The 22,524-nt window shown below is 38.4% G+C and carries 25 protein-coding genes and 1 pseudogene; 2 read left to right on the forward strand and 24 right to left on the reverse strand.

Annotated elements, in window-relative coordinates:
• Positions 1 to 155 precede the first annotated feature (155 nt).
• On the forward strand, positions 156 to 977 hold the full coding sequence (locus tag RHOM_RS14590) for an AraC family transcriptional regulator (protein ID WP_014081067.1): 822 nt from the start codon (positions 156 to 158) through the stop codon (positions 975 to 977).
• A gap of 146 nt (positions 978 to 1,123) precedes the next feature.
• On the opposite strand, the gene RHOM_RS14595 is transcribed toward RHOM_RS14590, so the two are convergent.
• From RHOM_RS14595 to RHOM_RS14610, 4 genes are all read right to left on the reverse strand, one after another.
• A complete protein-coding gene (locus tag RHOM_RS14595) occupies positions 1,124 to 1,684 on the reverse strand; it encodes a nitroreductase family protein (RefSeq protein ID WP_014081068.1) in 561 nt (186 codons plus the stop codon).
• Between the two features lie 146 nt (positions 1,685 to 1,830).
• Positions 1,831 to 2,058, reverse strand: coding sequence for a hypothetical protein (locus RHOM_RS14600; protein ID WP_014081069.1), 228 nt, complete (start codon positions 2,056 to 2,058; stop codon positions 1,831 to 1,833).
• A gap of 229 nt (positions 2,059 to 2,287) precedes the next feature.
• Complete coding sequence (locus RHOM_RS14605; RefSeq protein ID WP_014081070.1) at positions 2,288 to 4,099, reverse strand: ABC transporter ATP-binding protein; 1,812 nt, start codon at positions 4,097 to 4,099, stop codon at positions 2,288 to 2,290.
• Positions 4,077 to 5,033, reverse strand: a complete 957-nt coding sequence (locus RHOM_RS14610; protein WP_014081071.1) for a glycoside hydrolase family 113 — start codon at positions 5,031 to 5,033, stop codon at positions 4,077 to 4,079. Before RHOM_RS14610 ends, RHOM_RS14605 begins: the two co-directional genes overlap by 23 nt.
• Positions 5,034 to 5,166: 133 nt before the next feature.
• Between RHOM_RS14610 and RHOM_RS14615 the strand changes: the two genes are divergently transcribed.
• The gene (locus RHOM_RS14615; protein ID WP_014081072.1) at positions 5,167 to 6,051 is read left to right on the forward strand and encodes an AraC family transcriptional regulator; all 885 of its coding nucleotides are present in this window, start codon (positions 5,167 to 5,169) and stop codon (positions 6,049 to 6,051) included.
• Between the two features lie 42 nt (positions 6,052 to 6,093).
• Here RHOM_RS14615 and RHOM_RS14620 read toward each other — a convergent pair whose 3' ends face one another.
• From RHOM_RS14620 to RHOM_RS17755, 20 genes and pseudogenes are all read right to left on the reverse strand, one after another.
• Positions 6,094 to 6,492 carry a bacteriohemerythrin gene (locus RHOM_RS14620; protein ID WP_014081073.1) on the reverse strand — a complete coding sequence of 133 codons (399 nt, stop codon included), beginning with the start codon at positions 6,490 to 6,492 and terminating at the stop codon, positions 6,094 to 6,096.
• A 105-nt stretch (positions 6,493 to 6,597) separates the two neighbouring features.
• On the reverse strand, positions 6,598 to 7,854 hold the full coding sequence (locus RHOM_RS14625) for an HD-GYP domain-containing protein (RefSeq protein ID WP_014081074.1): 1,257 nt from the start codon (positions 7,852 to 7,854) through the stop codon (positions 6,598 to 6,600).
• A 106-nt stretch (positions 7,855 to 7,960) separates the two neighbouring features.
• Positions 7,961 to 8,368 (reverse strand): Fur family transcriptional regulator, encoded by a 408-nt coding sequence (locus RHOM_RS14630; protein WP_014081076.1) that lies wholly within the window; start codon positions 8,366 to 8,368, stop codon positions 7,961 to 7,963.
• Between the two features lie 126 nt (positions 8,369 to 8,494).
• Entirely contained in the window at positions 8,495 to 9,244 is a 750-nt protein-coding gene (yaaA, locus tag RHOM_RS14635) for a peroxide stress protein YaaA (RefSeq protein ID WP_014081077.1), read from the reverse strand.
• Complete coding sequence (gene bcp, locus RHOM_RS14640) at positions 9,244 to 9,699, reverse strand: thioredoxin-dependent thiol peroxidase (RefSeq protein WP_014081078.1); 456 nt, start codon at positions 9,697 to 9,699, stop codon at positions 9,244 to 9,246. Before bcp ends, yaaA begins: the two co-directional genes overlap by 1 nt.
• A 3-nt stretch (positions 9,700 to 9,702) precedes the next feature.
• Positions 9,703 to 9,912 (reverse strand): DUF6219 family protein, encoded by a 210-nt coding sequence (locus RHOM_RS14645; RefSeq protein WP_015516636.1) that lies wholly within the window; start codon positions 9,910 to 9,912, stop codon positions 9,703 to 9,705.
• Between the two features lie 189 nt (positions 9,913 to 10,101).
• The gene (gene tnpA, locus RHOM_RS14650; protein WP_014081080.1) at positions 10,102 to 10,533 is read right to left on the reverse strand and encodes an IS200/IS605 family transposase; all 432 of its coding nucleotides are present in this window, start codon (positions 10,531 to 10,533) and stop codon (positions 10,102 to 10,104) included.
• 210 nt (positions 10,534 to 10,743) lie between these two features.
• Entirely contained in the window at positions 10,744 to 13,203 is a 2,460-nt protein-coding gene (locus tag RHOM_RS14655; protein ID WP_014081081.1) for a restriction endonuclease-like protein, read from the reverse strand.
• On the reverse strand, positions 13,178 to 15,358 hold the full coding sequence (locus RHOM_RS14660; RefSeq protein ID WP_014081082.1) for an MrcB family domain-containing protein: 2,181 nt from the start codon (positions 15,356 to 15,358) through the stop codon (positions 13,178 to 13,180). The genes RHOM_RS14655 and RHOM_RS14660 overlap by 26 nt, the downstream gene beginning before the upstream one ends.
• Positions 15,359 to 15,676, reverse strand: coding sequence for a nucleoside triphosphate pyrophosphohydrolase (locus RHOM_RS14665; RefSeq protein WP_014081083.1), 318 nt, complete (start codon positions 15,674 to 15,676; stop codon positions 15,359 to 15,361). It lies immediately after the preceding gene.
• 12 nt (positions 15,677 to 15,688) lie between these two features.
• A complete protein-coding gene (locus tag RHOM_RS17480; protein ID WP_014081084.1) occupies positions 15,689 to 16,849 on the reverse strand; it encodes an HNH endonuclease domain-containing protein in 1,161 nt (386 codons plus the stop codon).
• A gap of 32 nt (positions 16,850 to 16,881) precedes the next feature.
• The gene (locus RHOM_RS14675) at positions 16,882 to 17,058 is read right to left on the reverse strand and encodes a MerR family transcriptional regulator (RefSeq protein ID WP_014081085.1); all 177 of its coding nucleotides are present in this window, start codon (positions 17,056 to 17,058) and stop codon (positions 16,882 to 16,884) included.
• Positions 17,059 to 17,406: 348 nt separating this feature from the next.
• Complete coding sequence (locus RHOM_RS14680; RefSeq protein WP_014081086.1) at positions 17,407 to 17,907, reverse strand: DUF6933 domain-containing protein; 501 nt, start codon at positions 17,905 to 17,907, stop codon at positions 17,407 to 17,409.
• 18 nt (positions 17,908 to 17,925) lie between these two features.
• Positions 17,926 to 18,867 (reverse strand): nucleotidyl transferase AbiEii/AbiGii toxin family protein, encoded by a 942-nt coding sequence (locus tag RHOM_RS14685; RefSeq protein ID WP_044024704.1) that lies wholly within the window; start codon positions 18,865 to 18,867, stop codon positions 17,926 to 17,928.
• Entirely contained in the window at positions 18,854 to 19,621 is a 768-nt protein-coding gene (locus tag RHOM_RS14690; RefSeq protein ID WP_014081088.1) for a type IV toxin-antitoxin system AbiEi family antitoxin domain-containing protein, read from the reverse strand. The genes RHOM_RS14685 and RHOM_RS14690 overlap by 14 nt, the downstream gene beginning before the upstream one ends.
• A 213-nt stretch (positions 19,622 to 19,834) precedes the next feature.
• The gene (locus RHOM_RS17650) at positions 19,835 to 20,194 is read right to left on the reverse strand and encodes a DUF6017 domain-containing protein (protein WP_162470216.1); all 360 of its coding nucleotides are present in this window, start codon (positions 20,192 to 20,194) and stop codon (positions 19,835 to 19,837) included.
• A 20-nt stretch (positions 20,195 to 20,214) separates the two neighbouring features.
• A pseudogene (tnpA, locus tag RHOM_RS14700) lies at positions 20,215 to 20,607 on the reverse strand (IS200/IS605 family transposase); the annotation flags it as partial.
• Positions 20,608 to 20,749: 142 nt separating this feature from the next.
• The gene (locus RHOM_RS14705; protein ID WP_014081091.1) at positions 20,750 to 21,787 is read right to left on the reverse strand and encodes a hypothetical protein; all 1,038 of its coding nucleotides are present in this window, start codon (positions 21,785 to 21,787) and stop codon (positions 20,750 to 20,752) included.
• 174 nt (positions 21,788 to 21,961) lie between these two features.
• A complete protein-coding gene (locus RHOM_RS14710) occupies positions 21,962 to 22,330 on the reverse strand; it encodes a hypothetical protein (protein ID WP_014081092.1) in 369 nt (122 codons plus the stop codon).
• Between the two features lie 15 nt (positions 22,331 to 22,345).
• Entirely contained in the window at positions 22,346 to 22,522 is a 177-nt protein-coding gene (locus RHOM_RS17755; RefSeq protein WP_014081093.1) for a hypothetical protein, read from the reverse strand.
• Positions 22,523 to 22,524 lie beyond the last annotated feature (2 nt).

Here is a 22,524-nt window from a genome sequence, read left to right on the forward strand (position 1 = left end):
GTTTTCCTTCTGTCATCATCTTACAAAAACTCAGGTTCAATAACTATACAGACTTTGTTCAAAATCGCACTTTTTTTTACATATCTTGCACTTGTTGCGTTTTTGCTTTATAATTTCCATAGAAACAGAGTTTTTTATTTTCTATGAGGTGCCTTATGATTGATGTTGCACAGACAAGTATGGCAGCCGGTGCAGCCTGCGCCATCGCCCAGGTAACTGGCGTCAATGACAATATGTCACAGTCTCACTATCACGATTATTTTGAGCTGTATTTTCTCGACAGCGGGGAGCGCTATCATCTGATGGATGACAAGCTCTTCAAGCTTCAGGCCGGGGACTGTATTCTCTTCCCTCCACAGACGATGCACCGTTCCTACGGTGACCAGGATATGGCATTTTCGCGGGTGGTGCTGTATTTCCGCCCGAAAACGATCACCTCGGCGGATCTTCTTCATAAGCTTCTCCACTCGCAGGTGGTTTACCGTCCTGACAGTCAGGAGCTTCACCAGCTGCGGCGCATCATCTATGCCATGGAAGAGGAGCAGCATTCGCATCTGGACTGCCACGACGAATGTATGCAGTCTCTTTTGAACCTGATTATGGTGCAGCTTCTGCGCATGAATCAGGAGAGCACCGGCATCCTCCGCGAGACCCGGGTTACCAAAGTGATTCAGTATATCCATAACCATTATGCAGAAGATATCACACTCAAGGACCTCTCCGAGCGTTTTTATGTCAGCGAATATTACCTCTGCCGGGAATTCAAGAAAAGTACCAAGCGCACGATCGTGGAGTATATCAAGCAGACCCGCATCATGAACGCCAAGCGGCTCTTCATGGAAACGGACCGGAATGTCACCGAAGTCGCCAGAGAAACCGGGTTTTCCAATCTGACACATTTTAACCGGGTCTTCCGGGAAGTCGCGGATGTTACACCGTCCGAGTACCGGAAACGCTGTCAGGAGCTGCACCGCTAAAGCGTCGGCAAGCAGGGGGCTTGTTCTCCCTCTTATTTTTCATAAATATACGAAAACGGGGCGGCAGAGAAACGCTTCCCTGCCGCCCCGTTTTTATAATGTGATATCTTTGTTTGCCAACCTTCTGCTCTCGGAATATTGGCTTATCAGTTCATAATATAGTGCACTCTGCTCTCCTCATACCGGTCTTCCTGCGCTCTCTCCTCTGCCGGGTAACCGCAGGGAACCAGCGCAAATGCATGAAGATCCTCGGGAATATCCAGCACTTCCTGCACCGCTTTCATTCTGCCTTCGTCCGGCGAAATTCCCATCCAGACCGCGCCAAGCCCAAGCTCGTCCGCCTCCAGCAGAAGGTTCTCCACCGCCGCGCTCATATCGATATTAAAATATTCCGGCGCAATCCCCTTAGACCGGAAGCACGGCACAAACACGACCGGCGCGTCCTTCGCACATTTTGCATAGGGCGACGCCTCTGACAGCCGCTCGATCACCGCCTTGTCCTTCACCACATAAAATTCCCACGGCTGCTGATTACATGCGGACGGAGCAGCCATCGCCGCTTTTAACATCAGCTCGATTTTCTCCTGCTCCACGTCCCTGTTCTGATATTTTCTAACGCTGATTCTGTGAAAAATACTGTTCATCCCGTATCCCTGTCCTCTCTGCATGTTCCGCCGGCAGTCTTCCCTTCTCTTACCTTCTGCCATGCGCAGCTGTCCCTGCCGCGCTCTGTCTTATGTCCGGTACTCCATATTCCGGCTGTCCATACTTTTTATCTGTAATCTTCCGACACTTCCATGTACTCCCAGCTGCAATACTCCTCGTTTAGTTCCCGCAATTCCTTTTCGCCATATCAATACTCCTTTCCGATCTCATCCTCAATGCCATACATTTTCTTAAACCGTTCCAAATCCGCCGGCCCCTTAATCAGCATCACTTCCTCGATCTTTCCCGTATGAAGATCCTTGAAACCGGCAATCTGCTCGCCGTTGCAGATGCTCGCCTTAATCACCGGCTTTTGGCTGGCTTTATCATAAGTCTGTTCGGGAATTTTTTTCTTAAACAGTTTCGTTGTGGTCACCTTCTTTCAAATGCGGGCTGATCCTGAGTAATTTATCCCCTACTCAAATAGCTTTGGTAAATCGTTGGTAAAAATCTACTGTAACATCCCCAAAACACTGTAAAATCAAGTATTTTTAATCAAGGTTAGTATGTTGCTCTGTGCCTCTGCATCTGTCCAGCTATTTTCTTTCTACTCTTTCCAGATCAATTCCGCAGACAGGTTTCTGAACTAACCAGCTACTGATTTTTTACATTTTCTCCATCCGATAAAATGCGCCTTTTTTCTCTATCAATTCTTCGTAAGAGCCACATTCCAGAACATTTCCTTTTTCAATCACAGCAATCCGGTCAGCATTGCGAATGGTAGACAGACGGTGGGCTACGATCAGTGTGGTACGTCCTTTCACAAGTTTCTGGATTGAATCCTGAATCTTCTTTTCAGAGATGCTGTCAAGCGCAGAAGTTGCCTCATCCAGAATCAGGATCTTCGGATTCCGTAAAAATGCGCGGGCAATGGAGATGCGCTGCCGTTGTCCGCCGGAAAGATTTTCCCCATGTTCTGTGATCATCGTGTCCAGACCATCAGGCAGTTTCTGGACAACTTCTTCCAGGTTGGCTGCACGGATGACATTCCATAACTGTTCCTCGGAGATGGATTCAGATCCATAGGTGATATTCTCGCGGAAAGTTCCGGTGAAGAGAATGGACTGTTGTGGAACGACGGCAATCTGCTTTCGGTAGCTGTGCAGATCCAGTTCCATCAGGTCATTTCCATCAACCAATACCTGTCCGCTGTCAGCTTTCAGGAAACCGATGGCAAGATTGAGGATTGTTGTTTTTCCAGAGCCGGAACAACCGGCAAAGGCAACTGTTTCCCCCGGCTGAATCTTGAAGTTCAGATGACTTAATACCGGTTTTTCATCGCCTTTATAAGTAAAAGATACATCCTGAAATGTAATCTCACCTTTCAGATCAACTACTTTTTTCTTCCTACGGTTGTCCTCAATATCATTTGCACAAAGCACATCACCAATCGATTCAACGGATTCCAGGCCTTTCGCAATGATTGGCAGCAAAGTCACAATACCTGCAATCTGAGCGACGATGCTGGAAAAATAAGTCTGGTATAAGGTGATATCTCCGACACCGATGATTCCTTTCCATGCAATGTAGGCTGTAAATGCAAGACAGAATACCTGAAAGATCTGAAATGCAACCCAGCTGATTGAAGAAAAGTATGTCTGAATCATATCAAGCTGAAGCCCTTTTTCAGCAACTTTACGAAGCTGTTCACTCATTTTACGGGCTTCCTGATCTTCCAGAGCGTGAGCTTTCGTTACAGGAATCATTTCAACCATTTCCATTACTTTTGCAGAAGTTTCTTCCATTTCTTTACGGAAAGCACGGTTATGGGTTTTGATTTTTCCTTTAAAACCAACAATGATCAAAACAGAAACCGGTATCGTGCAGAGGAAGAAAAGAAATACGATCCGGCTTTTGAAGATGACCACTCCGAAGGATACACCAATGTTCAGAATGATAGTCAAAAGAGAGATAAAGATCTGAGATGCAAGATTTTGTATCTGTTCTACATCTCGCATGATCTTCGACTGAAGCCTTCCGGACTGCATTTCCTTGTGATAGGTGATCGACAATTGCTGAAGCTTGCAGACTAGGGCTTCGCGCAGTTCTTTCTCTACTGTTCGTACCGTTTTGGCATAGAGCCAGGTATGGATGTAGTTGGTTGGTATGTTCTGTACCAGAAATACAATCATAAGGATGGTATTCAGAATCAGAATTTTGGTAATATTCCCGTTGTGGTCTGTCACTGCATTGATAATATTAGCTGTGACGATTGGAAGAACCCAGGTTGGGGAATGCTTGATAATGAAAAAGAAAATGGAACCAGCCAGCGCGCCATAATGTCCCTTGAAAAGAGAAAGAAGCGTGCGCAGGTTATTTTTTCTGTTCCGGCTGAAGATGTGCATCATGGCAGCTTCTTCCTGCCAGAGATCCTGTTCTGAAGTTTGTTGTATGTTATTTTCTTTTGTCTCTCCCATAGTAGTCTTTAATAACCTCCTGTACCGGTTTGTTGCAGATTTCGTAGCTGGTATCTCTTGCCGCAGTACTTCTGGAAGGAAGAACCGGTGCCCATTCCCACATGGCAAAACCATTTACCCATGAGCGTTTTGCGCAGGCCTCGAACATAGCTCGATACCAGTCTGGTTGTTCCTCCAGACGTAAAGCTCCCTGATTTGCCCAATTGTTAGGCACCATTGAGGAACCTTTTCTGGACATGCATCCTGCTTCAGCGAAGAAAAATGGTTTCTTGAACTTCTGAACGACCCTTTCAATACGGTCAAGTTCCTGTTCCCACTGATCAATCGGATAATATCCGCTGGAGGAGATCATGTCGACACAATCCCACCAGGTTACATTTTCTTCCTGATATTTATCGGTATTATAGGAAACAGGTCCGTGGTAATAGTTTCGGATCGCAGCGATTACGTTTCTCCATTCTTCACTGCGGTGTTCCGTCATTACCATCTCACATCCTGCAATAAAAAGATCACATTGTTCGGCTTCTGCAATTTTGGCATAGTATGTCTGGAATTCTGTGTAAGAGGCAAACCAGTTTTCCCATTTCGGTTCACATGGAACATCTTTTTCAAAGAAACTGATGTAAGCGCGCCAGACACCGTTTTTACAATTAACGGTAGGTTTCAGGGCAACACGGATGCTCTTGCTTTTTGCATAACGTATCATATTGATTAATTCTTCATCTGAGAATGTGGCACTGGAAGTGTAACAAATCTCTTCTGAGTGTGCGTGCTCCTGTAGCCCTACAGGAGCAAGGATTACGAAATCAGCAGCCGTGTGTTCTATCATATAATCAAAACTATCACGTGCAGTCTGTGTAGAAAGAGAACCACGTTTGTGAAATGGGGCAAATGTAATTCCTTTAATATATCCAAGTTGATTTTGAATTTTCATTTTAGTAAAAATCTCCTGTCTTTCGAATTATATAGTTTCTGGATGTTTTCTGCTGAAAGTATATCATGTAGAAAAAAGATATGATATAATGAATCTATTACAAAATTGTAAAAATCTATGATGGAGATAATCTGTGAAACCTTATTTTGAATGCTCAGACAAATTAAACAAACCATATGAAGCCTTTTTATTTGATGCACAGACATCTGAGATGTTTCCAATTCTTCCACATTGGCATTATTTTGTGGAGATTCTTTACATGGTGGAGGGAAAGGCGTATGTAGAGGCAGGAGAAGAGAATTATGTATTGGAACCGGGAGATCTAATCGTATTTTATCCGCAGATGGCTCATGCAATTTATTCAGCAGGACAACTTCCAATCCGCTACTATGTTCTGAAATTTGATCCGGTACATCTGAATATATCCGGTTCGGCGCTTCCACCGATTTCGAGTCTGATCGCCATGGCAGCAGTGGAGCAGAAGCTATCGGTTTATTTTTCGAAAGAGAAATTTAATCAGGAAAAATTGAAGCAGCTGATTCAGGGATCAGTGAAGACGTTAGAAGAAAAGCAATTTGGTTATGACATTATTATGCATTCGAATTATTGTCTTCTTATGGCAGAAATTCTTCGTGTCTGGAAGCAGGAAGGCTTTCAGATAAAAAAAAGGAAAAAAGAAACTGTATTAAGCGAAAAATTTACAGAGGTATCTGAGTACATTTCACAGCACTACCAGGAAGCTCTCTCGGTGGCGGAGCTGGCGGAAAAATTTCATATGAGTTATTCATATTTTGCCGCAATATTCAAGGAGTACTATGGGCAGACCTGCAAGGAGATGGTTCTCACAGTAAGACTGCAAAAAGCGGAGGACTTATTGCAATTCACAGATTTTGACCTAACTTATATCAGCCAGGAGACAGGATTTTGTGACTGCAGCCATTTTATCAAGGCGTTTAAACAGAAGTATGGCGTGACACCTAGGAAGTATAGGATGTGTCATATTTTATATTCAAAATAAAAAAGGCTGCTACTCTAAAAAATAACAGCCTTTCTTACTATATCAGCCTTTTGGAATTTGACCATCGACATACAGAATGTGATTAACTAACCACTCTGTGAGATATTTTAAAATTCCCATAATCTGTTCATCTTGATCTTCTACCTCATCATTGTGATGTTCCATAAATTCATCAAGTTTATGTATAAATTCCTGATGTTGAACTTTCTGTGTAAATATCTTCTTATAATTAATAGATTCCATATACTGCTCTTCATCACTAAAGTGTTTTACTGTATAATTTCGGAGATTTTCTAATATTATATCAATCCTATCATATTTATCCGGTGTAAACTCATCAAGAAGCAGTTCATATGCCTCATCTGCATATTTAAATAACTGCTTGTGTTCTTCGTCTATCATATCTATACCGATATAATATTCTGGTTTCATTTCATACATAAATTAATCCTACCTTCCGTTTATTTGTTTTATGAACCTGTTCCATACTATTCATAACAGGCAAATGCATTTCTCATGAATTTCCTATATTTTCTCGTTTTAATGTTAGATTCCACCAAAACATTCCCTAATTTTCTTGGAAATATCCGAATCAACAAAACCTTTCTGCGCCATGTCATCGAGTATCTCACACGTTTTTTCGTGCGATAAACCTTTCTTATATGGTCTGTCCTCGGTTAATGCCTGATAAATATCAATACATGCCATAATACGTTCCGGCTCATTTAATTCAGCTGCGGTTTTTCCAAAAGGATACCCTTTTCCATTTAACTTTTCATGATGGAAAGCTGCCCAGTCTCGTATTTCTTCAAAATCATTAACCTCTGATAATATAAGGTATGTATAGCCAGCATGATTCTTCATTTTTGAAAATTCATCATCCGTAAGCTTATCCGGTTTTTCCAAAATTTCATTGCCTACTGCCATCTTCCCAATATCATGCAGTGCACCAGCCAGATAAATTTTTTGCACATTAATAGAATCATATCCGATATATTGAGCAAAAAAAGCTGCTTTTTCAGCCACTCCTATAGAATGTCTGCTTGTAAAAGAAGATTTATAATCTACAATCTTTGCAAAAAAATCTGCGACATTTTTACACGTTTTCCAATCAAAAACCTGTTTTTGTCTTGGGATAATCTCCCATAGCTTCGTTTCAAAAGAATTATCACGTAAACATATAAATGATTCAGAATGTGTGAATGCATGAAAAAAGGCATTCACACATTCTGAATCGAATAATCCATCCCTATTTTTTAAAAGGTACTGACATATAAAATTCCAACTGTTATTTCCAGATCCCGTATTATTTCCTATAATATCAATGGTATCTGCAAGATGAATAATCCTTGCAAACAATGGAATTTCATTCCACTTTTTTTGAAAAGGACCGGTTCCATCGGCATGTTCATGATGATACAAAATCACATTTGACACATCTGTTTTAAATGGAATTTTAGTAATATTTTTTTCACCATAAATACAATGAAGATTTGTTTTTTTCTCGGATAAATCTTTTTTACAATTAATGACGGAATCCTTTTTCAGTTCTTCCGAAATATATTGTGTCAAAGCATTATCATGCAGTAAAGCACACATGGCTAAATCTTGTAATTCATCACCTTGAATTTTCCAATATTCAGCCATGCATATACTTATATAAGCCACTCTTTTTCCATGTTTGTTTTTGATATTTACCAACTCTGCTTCTATACAGTCCAAAGCATAAGAATAGGCTCCTGCAAGTCCGATGATATCTATACTTAGTTCTTCTTTCATTGGTATAATCCTATCATAATACATTTATGCTTCTGAGAACTGGTCTTTTCCTACAGAGCATCCGTTATCTTTTTCTGCTTCTTTAGCGGTCAATATAAACAGTCCATAACTCAACTTATACATTGCTTTTCTATCCATGCTGTTCCTTCTTTACCTTCTCCCTGCATTTCGGGCAAATGCCTTTAAATGAAATATCATAATCCACAAATTCAATTCCATGAGTGTTATGAATTCTTTCCAGCAAATCCGGTATTTGATCCATATCCACATCAAAAACTTCACCGCACTTTATACATCTTACATGGTAATGATTTTTCAATGTAAAATCAAATCGGTTCGGTCCATCCGGAACTTCAACCTTTCTTAATGCACCTTCCTCTACCAATATATCAAGATTTCTATATACAGTTCCCTTTCCAATTGTTGGATATGCTTCTTTTATAAATTCATACACTTCATTTGCCGTAACGTGTCTTCTCATTTCGTATACGGTATTTCTTACAAGATCTTTTTGAATGGTATTTCTCCTACTTGTCATTTTCCTCCTTATTAGGATTAGTTCTTAATAAGGATTGTATACCACTATCATCCTGTTGTCAATAAAAATAGTAATAATTCTCATTATTATAAAAGCTTCCAAACTGAGCATCTTTTTCCTGAATAACTATTTTATTTCGCGTTCAAATACATATTCTGAATCTGAAGATAAATCAGACCTAAACGAATATCCGAGTCTGTCAAATTTCTGAATCTCCACCGGATTTTCAATATTATTTTCCGCTATGAATCTGACCATTTCACCACGAGCCATCTTGGCATAGGTACCTTTTGTTACCAATTTATCTCCGGATAACTCACAAAATACAATCGTAATATATCTGTCCTGTGATGTCAGATACTTTTCTATACATTTTGAGTATTCTTTTGATGCAAGATTAATGATAATCCTACTGTCATCGATTACTGAGCGGTATAACAATTCTCCCCAGTACTCATACAGATTTTTTGCATCTCCAATTCCAACCTTTGCCTGCATTTCAAGACGATAAGGAGTCACACCATCCATTGGTTTTAAAATGCCATAAAACGCAGACAAGATTCTTAAATGATTTTTCAAATACTCAAACTGCTGGATTTCAAACACAGATGGTGCCATATATTGAAATGCAATCCCTTCATATGCTAAAACAGCCGGAGTAAGCCTGTTATAAAGATCCATATTTTCCAATCTGTTAAAGTTCTGCTCTGCAATCTTGTCATTACATTTCCAGATAGCTTTCAGTTCTTCTTTTGATTTGCTTTTCATCCAGTTTAATACTTCTGCTGTCTTATCAATATAGACAGGCAGTTCAACCGGTGCTAAGTTATCGGTATCTACAATCATCTTTTTTGCAGGTGATAAAATAATCTTCATTATGCCAATTCCTTAAGCATATTTTCAGGATCATCTGCCGCCTTGACTTTATCATTTGCCTTTATAATGATTCCCTGCTCATCAATAAGATATGTAGTTCTTACTACGCCAATAGATACTTTTCCATAATTTTTCTTTTCTTTCCAGACATCATATGCTTCAATAACTTTACGATCCGGATCTGCTAATAGCGTAAATGCCAGTCCGTATTTTTCTTCAAATCTCTTGTGAGACGCTACAGAGTCCTTGCTTACTCCGAGAATAACAGCTCCCTTCTCAGTAAACTGTGGATAACGCTCAGAAAAGCCACATGCCTGCTTCGTACATCCTGGTGTATTATCCTTTGGATAAAAATATAAGATCACTTTTTTTCCTGCATAATCGCTTAATTTATGCATTTCTCCATTCTGATCCGGCAATTCAAAGTCCGGTGCTTTTATTCCTAACTCTAACATTTACTATTCCTCCGCTTTTGTATTTTCCACCTGTTTTCTTGTTCTTTTATTACCTGAAATCATTTTATGACCAGAATAGACTGCCATAATCATGCATATCAGAGAGCCAAATGCAAAGTATTTGTGTGCTGCTTTTAACCCTTTATATCCTGTATAAAAAGTTCCAACCATTGTAACTATTGCTCCGATTGACCAATATTTATGTGCTTTCATGATACACCTCCATATTTTATTATCAACATCATAATACAACAATTTATTATTTTTCAACACCAGCATTTTTCATAGTTTTCTTTTAAGTCAGCAACCACCAGTTCAACTGGTGGTTTGCTATAAGCCCTCCAAAGGGCTATGTTACTACTCGCCCCAAAGGGCGGTGTCACAAGCATTTTTACTGGTCCGCTATAAAGCGGTACTTCTTGAATCTTCTTTTCTCGATTCTTCTGCTTGTTCTTTTATATACTTCTGTACTGCCTCGTCTGTGATATTACCGATTGTTTCCACATAATATCCTCTTGCCCAAAATGCTGCTTTATCCCACTTACTCTGTAACTCTGGGTGACGATCGTATAGCATTAGGGTGCTTTTACCCTTTAAATATCCCATAAAATCTGAGACACTTAATTTCGGTGGTATTGCGACACTTAAATGCACATGATCTACACAAACTGCTCCTGCAATTATTTCTACATTTTTATATTTGCATAGTGTATTTAAGATTTCACGTACATCCTCTCTTACCTTCCCATACAATACCTTTTTCCGATATTGGGGAATGAAAACGATGTGATATTGGCATTTCCATCTAGTGTGTGATATGCTTTTATTGTCCACTTGGACCACCTCCTGTGTTGAGTTTGGCTTGCGACACCATTCTCAATATACCACAGGAGGTTTTTCTTTTTTATCCTCACCGTTTCCAACTATTCCATTCTCCCCAGCATAGCTGGGGGATTAGACTTTTCATTCAAGAAAAAGGCGTGTTCATGGGAGTAAGCAACAATGTAGTCATTCTTTCTTTTATTAGTACTATTTTAAAATATTCTATTTCGCTATCACCCTCATTGACTCCCTTGGTTTCCTCATAAAAGTCTCAATAGAAATTTGCTCAATCTTTGTTCCATCCTTAAGAACAACAATGTCCCCATTCTCCATAATTATTGTCTTATCATCATACTTGAAACCAGGCTCAGCATCCGTCTCGTTGACCGATGCGTCATTTGCCAATCTTCGTACTTCAATGTACAGGCGATATTCTTCCTCTGAACTGATATGAAGATCTGGCACATCTGGACAGTGCTGCAACAAGAACATATTTGTAAAGAATGGGAAATCCCTGACTTCTTTTGCAACCAATGGGATGTTTAATTCTTTCCATTCCTTAATCTCAAATCGATAATATGCCTCATCAGAATTCTTTGGAATCTCTCGTATGTCTCTACGCTTTACAGCACTTGTCTTTGTAACCTCACCATAGTACCTGATTCCCGCTTCTCTCCCAAAGATATTGATAGATTGATAAATTGCCACATAATGAATTGGTAAATCCGCATCCCTAATCTTTGACGCCGGGATATGATAAAACTTATACTTTAAGCAAGTATCCAACTGTGCTCTGTTTCTCAACGCTCCAACCAGCACATCGCGTTGATTCCAATCAATCTTGGCAAGCTTGTCCTCAATACCTCTTGGCAATGTTGCTCTTTCAAATGCCGAATCTGGAGAATCAGCTATCAAAGCATCAAGCATATCCTGTACCATAGAAGTCTCTGAAGGAAGAAATGGCAAACCGCCTATGTTCACTTTCTCAATACTTTCGAAGAATTTGTGATTTCTATATTCTTCCTTATTTGCATAAGGGAATAACACATATGCCCCAAACATTGTTCTCTCGTATGGATCTGCACCATTATGATAAACAATCGCATCTCTGTAACGATGCATTGTATTTATATCATCCGTTTCAGGACCAGGTGTATGTGAAATAGTATTGTAATAATCACTGCCTTCCAACGCAGGATTTACGCGATACTTTGCATCAAATACATATTCATATTTAACCTTTTTTCCAACCTGATTTACCGTCTTTTTCTCAAGTGAAAGAACATTATCGGGCTTTTGCGCCACGGTCGGAACTTGTCCTGACTTAGGGTTGTACGATAGTGTAATCACTTCTCCATTCTCTGAATTACGATACTTAACCTTTGACGAGGAGCCCTTTACCAAAGATACAAACAAACCATTTCCCTGAACCTTAACTATATCTTGAGAAATCAATTCATATCGATCCTTCATCATGCTATTGAGCTTGATAAAGCACCAATACTCATATAATAAAGCCAAATCTTTTACAGAAATATTGAAGACATCTCCTGTAATAGATAATCCTCTTAAAAGCATCAAATAGTATTTATACAAATCCCTATATCCTGGAGCCATTGAGAAAACTAATGACATACCGGAGGATGCTTCTTTTGCCTCAACATCAGCCAAAAAAGTAGTATTACAACGCCGGTTTAGTTCTCTCACCATTCCGTCAATCTTGGCTATTACGGCCTGGTCTTCTTTTCGCTGCAATTTAAGATAATTCTTTTTGAATGATTCCAACTTCCTCGCAGTTGAAAGCAGTATGTATTTTGTAAGCTGATTCTCTTTTGTATCATATGAAACTTGTTTTCTTACAGCCAATGCTCTTTCAATGCGAATCTCTCCATTCACTCTCTTCGCTTGATCTGGATGCTTTTTAATCCATCTTATCGTTCTGCCATCAGTCTTCTTAACTTTGTGACTTGGTAAAACTTGATGTGTTGTATCTAGCACATGATGAGGCTGTGACATAATGGTATCTGCCGCTTTAATAAAATCTTTGTATATCTTGTTTATAACCGCAAAGAATTCAACTGGACTACTATTCACCTTTTCGCTCTGCTGATATCCTAAATATGTTTTCTTAAGGAAATCAAAAACAACATTGTAAACTTCCTTAGTTACATCTTCGACAATCTGCTTATAATCGTTTTGATAATCGATTTTAGTAGGAAAAACCTCTATAACAAGGCGCAAGTAATTAACACCATCAATTTGGATCACTAAATCAGAAAAACCAATTTCATTTCCAAAATTGATGACGCCAGATAAAATCTCATGATTTCTACTCGCTCGTGTCACCTTGTTACGCACATTAAGGTTATCATGCCAAAACGCAACCTTATGTCCATCTACAGCTTCAATTACAATTTCATACTGCTGTTGCTCATAAAACATCGGATAGATTGAATATATACCCGTTGAAATTTCCCCATTTCTTGAGGAAAACCGTGGTACATCGCCATCCCTTAAAGTCATTTGAAAATCATCTACACAATGAACCTTAATTGATGAATCGCCGTTTTTATGCTCAATTCCTTGGAAGTTAGGATGTGTTGCCTTTCCTTTTATGGTGACACTTACTTTTTCAGTTTGCACATATAGCAACTCATTAGAGCCAGTAAGCTGTGAATCCATCCTCTTCAAATCTCCTTACCATGAAAGCAATCTTCTTTGCACTTTCCTTGTATTTGCAAGTTTCTTTATTTGCAGCCGCCATCATCTTCGCACTTACATCATCACTCTCCGTCTGATAGCTCTCATAATCTCCTGCGCAATACTTAAATAATTCGCATAACATTATTTTTACTGAAGCGCTACTTCCTTGTATTCTAGGCAGAATCTTCTGCATTATTTCATGATCAAATGCCTGATTTCTTGTCAAAAGATTACCTGCATTCTTATTGTTAAGCATATAGAATACAATCTCATCTCTTACACGATATCCAACATGAGCATTTGCTTTTTCCAAAATCTTATTAATATCCTGAAGTTCTATACAAACATCTTCGACAAAATCCTTGTCTGAAGCACACTGATTAAAAAAAACATAATCAGCTTTCATAAATGTGTTATCTGCGAAAATAGCTTTTACTTCGCCCTGCGTAGAATCAAAATTTGCTAGTAATTCTACGGTGGAAAATTCAATGGTATTTGCCCTATCAAGAACCTTTCTACTGAATGGGAATGTCGTTTCATCCATATTTACAGTACCAATTATATATAAGTTCTCTGGTATTCTTACAACACCATATTTTCCTTTTGCAGTAATATCTGCTCCATAATAATTTTCTGTAATAAGCGGATCTGTTGTAACTTTTCCATCCACATATTCTCTTGTTTCTATGATTGATAAAATATCACTTAAATAATATTCCACACGCGCCAAATTCATTTCATCTAAGCATAAGAAATATGGATTTCTACTATCCAGTTCTGCCTGCTTAACAAAATCAATGATTGCTCCTGGAATAAACTTATCATTTAAGTTCACATGGCCGAACAAATCTGATGAGTCTGACCAATCAGGTCTTACAGAAACAAGTTTATAACGGCCATTCTGGCTTGTTGCACCAATTGCTTCAGCAAACAGTCTTACAAGACGAGTTTTTCCTGTACCACTAGTTCCTGCAAGAATTACAAATGGCTTTGATTTAAGGCTGAGGTAATAATTCTCAACAAGACCTTCATTAAAAGTAAAGCCTTTTGCCGCTATGTACTTCTTTATCTGATCTAATGTATCCTTTGTTGACAATTGTTCCTCACCTACTTCCACATCTATAATCTCTGTATTCTCAGCTTTACCATTAACATATTCTTTGTAAATATCCATCATGAGTCTTAAGTCATTCTGTAACTCTGATTCACCAGGAACGTTCCCTTTTTTATATTCCTTATAGAAAATCATTCCTTCCTGATATAATTCACCCAACTCAGTCAAACCATCCCCAAGTTTTGCGTTGTTATCAGCATTAAATCCTCGAGAATCAATTCGTTTTCTTATGTCTTCGGCTTTCTCACGCATGATTCGAATAGTATCTTTCTTCGAATTATTTTTCCTTATATCTGTACATCCCTGATTAAATGAAAGATATAAAGAATTTCCATCCTTAGAAAGTAGATATACAATGTAAATGCCCTTTGTGGCTGTGGTCGTAATCTTCCGGTCGAATATACAAACCCATGGAATCATGGCCCAATTTCCCTGGCCTACACTTCCTGTTATCAAATACGGAGCTGATTCTACAATTCCGGTTTCATATATTGCTAATGGTATATCCGACCTGAAAAACGATCCCATCTGATGTCCCGCAAATGTTTCTTTTTTTGAAGGGACATAATCATTCAGAATTTTTGTTACCACTGTATTTAGATTCATAACACCTGGTGTTGTTGAAACAGCACTATCTTCATTTATTGTGTTCACGGTTACAGCGGGCAAACATTTAAATGTTAGTTCGCCAACTTTTCCAGAGTATACTTCTAGCTTTCCGCCTACTGCATCATAATTGTCTGAGTTAGGTGAGAAAATCTTTCGTAATTCTGAAACCAAATCCCCTGAATATCTAACTTGAAATACAGTTCTTCCTGCATTCTCCCCAGTCAAATTAACATTTGTATATGAGGCTGAACACTTTAACTGACCAACCCATACAACTATTTCCTTACGTTCGCCTTTTTGCAAATTTGCCCCTAAACATTTTGCAAAAATATCCCATTTATCTACAGGAATAGTGAATCCCGATGTCAAAATGGATTTATTGATATTATTTGAATATATACATTCTGCCATCTACCTTTTCTCCTCCACATACTCTAAAAATATCTTCTCCTTAAATCCACCGCGCTTTTCAGCCTTATTAGCTCTCATAGCCTCTAATTCAGCCAATGAATACCCTCTCGCCACGCAAATTGCATGAAGCACTTCCAGAACATCTGCCATCTCTTCAAGATTTTTATCAGCCTGATACTCAGCCACTTCCTCATTCAACTTAGCCTCAAGCGCAACTATATATTCCTCATTTGATAAAATATGTGTCCTACACACCTTACCGTCTGCTTCAATTATTTCTGGAATTTTATCACGTACTAATTTGTTATATACCTTCATTATGACGCCCCCTTATGAAACCTTCCAAATCTCGTAACCTTGTCTTCTTGCAGAATCGTATACCGGTTGCATATTTTTCCCAAGGATGTTTATAAACTCTGACGGTGAATTTCCTTTCCGATATAACTCCTGTACTGCCCATATCGAGTGCAAATTATCTTTATAACAATGCTTGTATAGTTTTTGCAGACCTGGCTTTTCATGAATCAATTCATACATTATGAATTGATTATTTGCAAACTGCTCAAAATAATCGTTCCATGCAGGAAGTTTCTTATTTTTCTGCATATTCTGTATCGGATCCATAGGCATCAAATTCCACAATTCATCATTCATAACAAAGTTTCTTGGAATAAAGTGATCCACAGCGTAGCTTTCTCTATTTATGTCACCTTCCATAAATACATTTTTAACTGGTCGAATTTCCAAAATCGCATCCCACAGTTTTCTTACATTTTCAAGTTTTCTTGCTTTCTCATCTTCTTGAGTTAATTTATATACTATCCCTGGGACTTCCGGGTTATTGTTCTGTAACCACTTTACCTTCTCATACTTAATCCATCCTAAAATAGAAACCGTATTATCTTGAATCATCTGAATCCAGCCATCATTGAATGAGACAACCTTTTTCAAGCTCTTTTCATCATTAAATGTATATGGAAGCAAGATTTCTGACCCACTTAATCTATTATAATAAGCTATCATTCTTCCTGCGCTGCTATTTAAGTCAATCTTCTCTGTTCCTTTATTTGCAAATCCAGATAAAGCTTTATAAGGCACATTCTTAGTAAGCTCTGTTTTATAAAAGTGTAATTCCTTGTCATCTGAAAATTCATTTAGTTTGTTAATAATCTGAATTTCATCCGCGTTACTTGGAAGATCAGATAGTTTGAATAATCTTGATACAGCCTTTTCAAGATTATCTTTCACCTCTCCCTCCCCGTAGATTCCACTTAAATGAATATGATATTCCTGGACAGGGAACCACGCATTCACAATCATTTTATTGATTATTTCATCATATGTGACTTCTGTTCTATTAGCGGATATCAACTGTACAATTGCTTCAAGCCAATAGAATTTATAGCTATACGAAGGAGAGCTCATCATCTTAGAAAAGCCTTCTATATCAAGTTTATTATAATAATTTCTATCAATTATCAGTTCAGCCAATATCTCACCTTCTCTCTATCACTGTTACATTGCTATATGTTCTTTTTTGCTTTTCTAGGATCCTCTGGTTTTTTTGCTTCCTTAGGAATCATCCACATTCTTCCCATCATGATAGCGCCTTCTATACGTCCTTCTTTGCAATAAATCGCCACTCTTCTCTGTGAAACATTCCATTTTTTTGCACAATCTGCTGAAGTTAAATATTCCATTCTATGTCCTCCATATAAAACGACAACATGTCATATTAATTATATTCGAATACGCGAATACTTTCAAGATAAATATTCTATGTTGCGAATACTTTTCTATATGTTGACAGCATGAACCCGCAGCCGCACTTGAAGGCAATAGAAAAGGCCCTGACCATAGAATTTTCCCCACAATCAGAGCCTTCGGCAGAACAGCCTAGCACAGCTGTCTTCGTTCCACTTCGGTCGTCGCTAAACAAGTGCCACCGGCACTTAGCGACCTGCTGTAAACATATTTAGTTAGCTAACACATTTTATATCGACTATTTTACTCTCTTCAGTTTGAATTGTCGCAAATTTTGCGATGGTTCAATTATCCAGTTCATCCAGCATCCGCTCAAATGGCTTCACATATTCTTTCCCTTGCCGTCTAATTCCATTATTTTCAAATGCTGCCTGTTCCGCCTGAACACTTTCATTTTCCTGCCATCTGTCACAAGTGTATTCCATATCAAGAAACATTCTGGTAAGATTACCTGTCATTTGCCTATCTGCTTTCTCTGCAAATATTATTTTCCCCAGCCCGGACATATACTTATCAATTTCAAGGTTATTAAAACCACCGACTTCCATGGTATAAGGGATAGCTTCTTTGATTAGTTCTGCAAACTTATCAACATTCCTTGGCAATCTGTTTCTGAAAACTAGTGAATACATCGTTCTGTCATTCATTAGGATAATCGTGTTCTTTCCATTAAGCTTTGTTATATGACCATGCCAGGCATATAATTCATTAATTTGAGCATCTACCGGCATTTTCTGTAATTCATTTTCTTGATATTTAAGGCATCGGCTAATGCCTTGGAACAAAATATATACATAGCCAATCTACTCCTTACATTTCCATAGTGCCATTGGATGATTCTTCACTCTTTCAACTATCTCCGCGTCTTCAAAAAGCAACTCTGGCATGTATTTTTTCTCTTCGAATCTATCAATATATTCCTTCTCTTTAGTAGTCAACACCATGAGATCCGATATGTAATTCTTCGCAATCTTCTTTCTCTCATCCAACTGGAAATTATCTTTCTTATTAAGTACTGGAAATAAATCTCTTCTGATTTTGTTGAAATCAAGTGTGTCAATAGCTGAGGTGTCAAATGATTTATTAAGCGTATCTGCTGAAATCGTCATATAAAATAAAAAGCATTTTCTAAACAAATCACGCTGTTCTTCAAAGAGACCCTCAGACAACATATTGCACCAATCATACAAATCCCTGGCCGCAGCTCTTGTAATGAGAGCATTGCCTTTAGCTGCAAATATTTCCAAAGGATTTACCATTCGTATTTTCAATCCATCATCAAATGCTGATGGAAGAATGCTTCTGTACACCGGTTCAAAGATATGCGCCCTCAAGGAATAATTGAGTTCTATCTTAATCATATCCCTATTACCACCGGCGTTCTGATAATTATAGTGAAATGCATCCAAGCTATGGCTAAATCTTGATGCTTCCGATAACTGATACCCTTCTGATTCCATATATTCCTTAATTATGTCCGTTATCTTTGCACGGCATTCAAGCATACCCTCTCTCGTATCATTAGGAGTATAATCCATATCGATATCTACTGATAATCGAGGAAGGTTAAATACAGTTAAATTAATTGCTGTTCCGCCCTTCAAGAGTAAATGCTCTCTTAAGGACTTGTCCTCATTCAGAAATTTTAATATTTCCTTCAATCGAAGCACCTTTTCAAAAGTATCCCTCACAAAACCACTTTCTGTGGCCATTCGTCCAAGTTCTGCTCTATTATATTGTGGCATCTTCTATCACCCCATTTTTCATATTGTAAATATTCTCTGGTATCACAAGCTTCCATTCATCAACATATCGTCCACTCGACATGTCCTTCGTCAGGTAACGCTTACTCTTTCCAATCTGACTCTTACATGTATCAAAGAATTCATCTGAAAGCCCCATCTTCTCCTTATACTCAGAAAGAAGAAATCCCATCTTTTGGTATAGGAACTGATTCGATAATAGGTCTAAATATTTCAAGACTCTTTTCTCCTGCATTCGCTTCATACTTCCAATATCCTGTATCACTTCTTCTATTCCAGCTATTTTATCCATATCCTTTACGCAGTCTACCAAAGTTCGTTCCCGATTTGTGATACGTATTCCACCACTTAGTGCAGGCGTTTCCACGCCTTCCATATCCTTTGACGCCACATATCGATACGTATATCCATCAAATTCAAACTCTCGAAAGCTGGTTTCTGATGCAACATAGACATCGTAATATACCTGATCAGTTATCCCGTAATATTCCATAGCGGTATGGTGAGACACATAAGAGGTTGGCGTAATCTTGCTTGCTATCTGAAATCGATTAGCAACCGGCGCCCCTGTCTCTCCACTGATGCAGGTATACATATTGTTACGGATTTTCGCCACCATTCCCTCCTTCATCAATCGCTTGATTGCAGAGCGAGCGCTGTCCATATTGTCATAATATTTATTTACATCTTTCACAGTAAATACTGGAGTTTTCAATAGTTCAAAATACAGATTCAAAATCAACGCCTCCATGTTTTATAAATCAACTTGGGTTATATGTAAACTAATTTGTCACTTTTATAAACCTAATATAATACCAGTTTCCAACAAAGTCAAGTTTAATTTTATTTCAAAATGGTTTGTACAGTTGTTGATTTGTCGCATTTTTAAACTTTTACAATGGATGATGCAGAATTTGCACCAACCACACATAGTATTCTCGTTGCGCGATTACCCAGCATATTGTGGCATATCATGATTTATCTCAGCCCTATAATAACTGCTTATGGTACTTCCTGCATTGAACAAGCTGGCAAGTAAATAACTTTTTATATTCCGCATCTTAGTAGTATTCTTTCCAAGGCAATTAATTACATACTCCACATGAGAATAATTAAGCTTCAGGAATTTGCTTTTCACAAGATTCTTTGGATACACATCTCCTGCGATGGTAATCTCTCCATTTTTAGACAAAACTGTCTCCAGAATCAGGTCAAAAATTCCCTCCACCATCTCCTGGTCATATGGATGAGCCAGAAGAAGGCTGTCATACTCAATATTCTCCTTGATGATTTCGCTATAGCCTTCCATCTCGTCAATCGCTTTCTCGATTCTTCTGCTTGTTCTTTTATATACTTCTGTACTGCCTCGTCTGTGATATTACCGATTGTTTCCACATAATATCCTCTTGCCCAAAATGCTTTATCCCACTTACTCTGCAACTCTGGGTGACGATCGTATAGCATTAGGGTGCTTTTACCCTTTAAATATCCTATAAAATCTGAGACACTTAATTTCGGCGGTATTGCGACACTTAAATGCACGTGATCTACACAAACTGCTCCCGCAATTATTTCTACATTTTTATATTTGCATAGTGTATTTAAGATTTCACGTACATCCTCTCTTACCTTCCCATACAATACCTTTTTCCGATATTGGGGAATGAAAACGATGTGATATTGGCATTTCCATCTAGTGTGTGATATGCTTTTATTGTCCACTTGGACCACCTCCTGTGTTGAGTTTGGCTTGCGACACCATTCTCAATATACCACAGGAGGTTTTTCTTTTTTATCCTCACCGTTTCCAACTATTCCATTCTCCCCAGCATAGCTGGGGGATTAGACTTTTCATTTATCAAATTTATTTGTGCTCAGCCAACCATTGCATTTCGCTTTTTAGGTTAAGTAACAAATCAATTACAAAAATACTCTTTAGCGATTTTTCCTCCGTTCCGAAATCCAATTGATCGCCATGACAGATTTTATTTCTCAGCGGGTTATGATCACGATATTCTTCCCCATGACTCGTTAGCACTACATTGTATATGTAATCAGTCATTGCTTCCCAATAAAAGACAGCATTTTCTGTCATTGCAGCCAACCTCAAAATCATATGCTTTTCGCTTGTCTTCGCAAATTTCTTATGATTCTGAAAATCAATCCGGTAGAGTTCACAAATCTCCTTCTCATCATCTTCCGAGCATATTAAGCCATTTTCATCTGTATAATTTGAAATGTCACAAATCAGACCATCCACTTGACACATCATGATAGAAGTCGCACCATAATAGCATCCAGAGTTGTGAAGATTAACTGCCTCCTCCAATAACAGCAATCTCTCTAAATCATCCTTCAATAGTTTCCTCCATCCGTCTACTATATTATCTAATTTCTCAGAATTATAGTAATTGCAGATAGATGCAGCCAATTCATCCAATGGATAGTTTTCTTTTTTATCCCCACATAGACCCGTAATGATTTCTTTTAATTCCTCATCATCTTCAAGAAATAGTGGCCATGTAATGCTTTTTAACGTATATAGATATCTTAGGTTACCTAGAGTCTTAAAAAATGACTCCGGAATCTCAATTTTAGGAATTGTAGCAGTGATAGCCGCAATTGTTTTACCTAACGATTCTAGTGCTGGCCGAACGGATTCCATTATCTGTTGCTGATATTCAAAAATGGGGCGGATAGTCTCACTAATTCTACGAGCGTTTTCCATAAAGGTTTGCGAGATACCTTGATACTGCTTCATACAATCAGCAATTTGTTTTACCGCAGAAACAACTCCCGGATATGCTTCTATGGAGCGGGATGCAATCTTTGCAGCATCTGATAAGGCCTCCATATTTTGAATATAAACAGATGGAATAGTATCCTCTTCCTCTTCGCCCATCGCCCACAGTATAAAATCAATCTTTTTGGTATCGCTGATTGATGAATAATCCGGAAAACGACTATCAAAGGATGTTATATATTCGTTATAGCTTGCCTTGTTTGCCTTAAGATCACTATACCATTGTACAATGACATCATATAACTCAATTGTTTCCTCGAGTTTTTGCTGTCCTCATTTATTTGAAGATTTAATTCCAATTCTATCAAGAACCTTCGAATCCCAAATTGGCATATTCTCATCTATAGATGCCAGCATCTTACTCGCAAAGGATGCCTCAACTTGTCCGGTTCCTTCGTACAGTTCCGTTATAATTTCTTTGTAGGAACAATTCTTCTTTTTCTTCCTTTCGAAAATCTCAAAGAATACTTTCCGCCATTCTGCATTTCGTCTAACCTTGTAAAAAAAGTCAAATTCCCGCTGAAAATCTTGATCATCGGCAACGTTAACCGTCTTTACTTTGCTCATAATATTCATATAGTGTTGAATATCCTGTGCCCTTTTTTCAAGATTATCCAATGCTTTCTCAATGTCATGATTCATTTATTATCCCTCTGGTCAATCCTCATTCCACATTCTTCGTTCTTCCCGGCGACGCTCTTCTTCCTCTTCTTCCTCGCGGCGATACTCACTGTCATCCCAGTTATAAACGTATTCACCACGATCTATACTGAAGCCGTCTCTTTCTATATATTCATATTCGCCGGAATCATAATTGAATGCATATTTTGCCATGG

Source organism: Roseburia hominis A2-183, from assembly GCF_000225345.1.
GTDB lineage: Bacteria > Bacillota > Clostridia > Lachnospirales > Lachnospiraceae > Roseburia > Roseburia hominis.

Excerpts from the sequence above, each read along its gene's own strand:
- RHOM_RS14710 (WP_014081092.1), bottom strand. The coding sequence starts at position 22,330 with ATGAATCATGACATTGAGAAAGCATTGGATAATCTTGAAAAAAGGGCA.
- RHOM_RS14630 (WP_014081076.1), bottom strand. The coding sequence starts at position 8,368 with ATGACAAGTAGGAGAAATACCATTCAAAAAGATCTTGTAAGAAATACC.
- RHOM_RS14655 (WP_014081081.1), bottom strand. The coding sequence starts at position 13,203 with ATGGATTCACAGCTTACTGGCTCTAATGAGTTGCTATATGTGCAAACT.
- RHOM_RS14610 (WP_014081071.1), bottom strand. The coding sequence starts at position 5,033 with ATGAAAATTCAAAATCAACTTGGATATATTAAAGGAATTACATTTGCC.
- bcp (WP_014081078.1), bottom strand. The coding sequence starts at position 9,699 with ATGTTAGAGTTAGGAATAAAAGCACCGGACTTTGAATTGCCGGATCAG.
- RHOM_RS14645 (WP_015516636.1), bottom strand. The coding sequence starts at position 9,912 with ATGAAAGCACATAAATATTGGTCAATCGGAGCAATAGTTACAATGGTT.
- RHOM_RS14590 (WP_014081067.1), top strand. The coding sequence starts at position 156 with ATGATTGATGTTGCACAGACAAGTATGGCAGCCGGTGCAGCCTGCGCC.
- RHOM_RS14665 (WP_014081083.1), bottom strand. The coding sequence starts at position 15,676 with ATGAAGGTATATAACAAATTAGTACGTGATAAAATTCCAGAAATAATT.
- RHOM_RS14675 (WP_014081085.1), bottom strand. The coding sequence starts at position 17,058 with ATGGAATATTTAACTTCAGCAGATTGTGCAAAAAAATGGAATGTTTCA.
- RHOM_RS14605 (WP_014081070.1), bottom strand. The coding sequence starts at position 4,099 with ATGGGAGAGACAAAAGAAAATAACATACAACAAACTTCAGAACAGGAT.
- RHOM_RS17650 (WP_162470216.1), bottom strand. The coding sequence starts at position 20,194 with ATGGAAGGCTATAGCGAAATCATCAAGGAGAATATTGAGTATGACAGC.
- RHOM_RS14705 (WP_014081091.1), bottom strand. The coding sequence starts at position 21,787 with ATGGGCGAAGAGGAAGAGGATACTATTCCATCTGTTTATATTCAAAAT.
- RHOM_RS14595 (WP_014081068.1), bottom strand. The coding sequence starts at position 1,684 with ATGGCAGAAGGTAAGAGAAGGGAAGACTGCCGGCGGAACATGCAGAGA.
- RHOM_RS14620 (WP_014081073.1), bottom strand. The coding sequence starts at position 6,492 with ATGTATGAAATGAAACCAGAATATTATATCGGTATAGATATGATAGAC.
- RHOM_RS14625 (WP_014081074.1), bottom strand. The coding sequence starts at position 7,854 with ATGTATTATGATAGGATTATACCAATGAAAGAAGAACTAAGTATAGAT.
- yaaA (WP_014081077.1), bottom strand. The coding sequence starts at position 9,244 with ATGAAGATTATTTTATCACCTGCAAAAAAGATGATTGTAGATACCGAT.
- RHOM_RS14660 (WP_014081082.1), bottom strand. The coding sequence starts at position 15,358 with ATGGCAGAATGTATATATTCAAATAATATCAATAAATCCATTTTGACA.
- RHOM_RS17755 (WP_014081093.1), bottom strand. The coding sequence starts at position 22,522 with ATGGCAAAATATGCATTCAATTATGATTCCGGCGAATATGAATATATA.
- RHOM_RS14685 (WP_044024704.1), bottom strand. The coding sequence starts at position 18,867 with ATGCCACAATATAATAGAGCAGAACTTGGACGAATGGCCACAGAAAGT.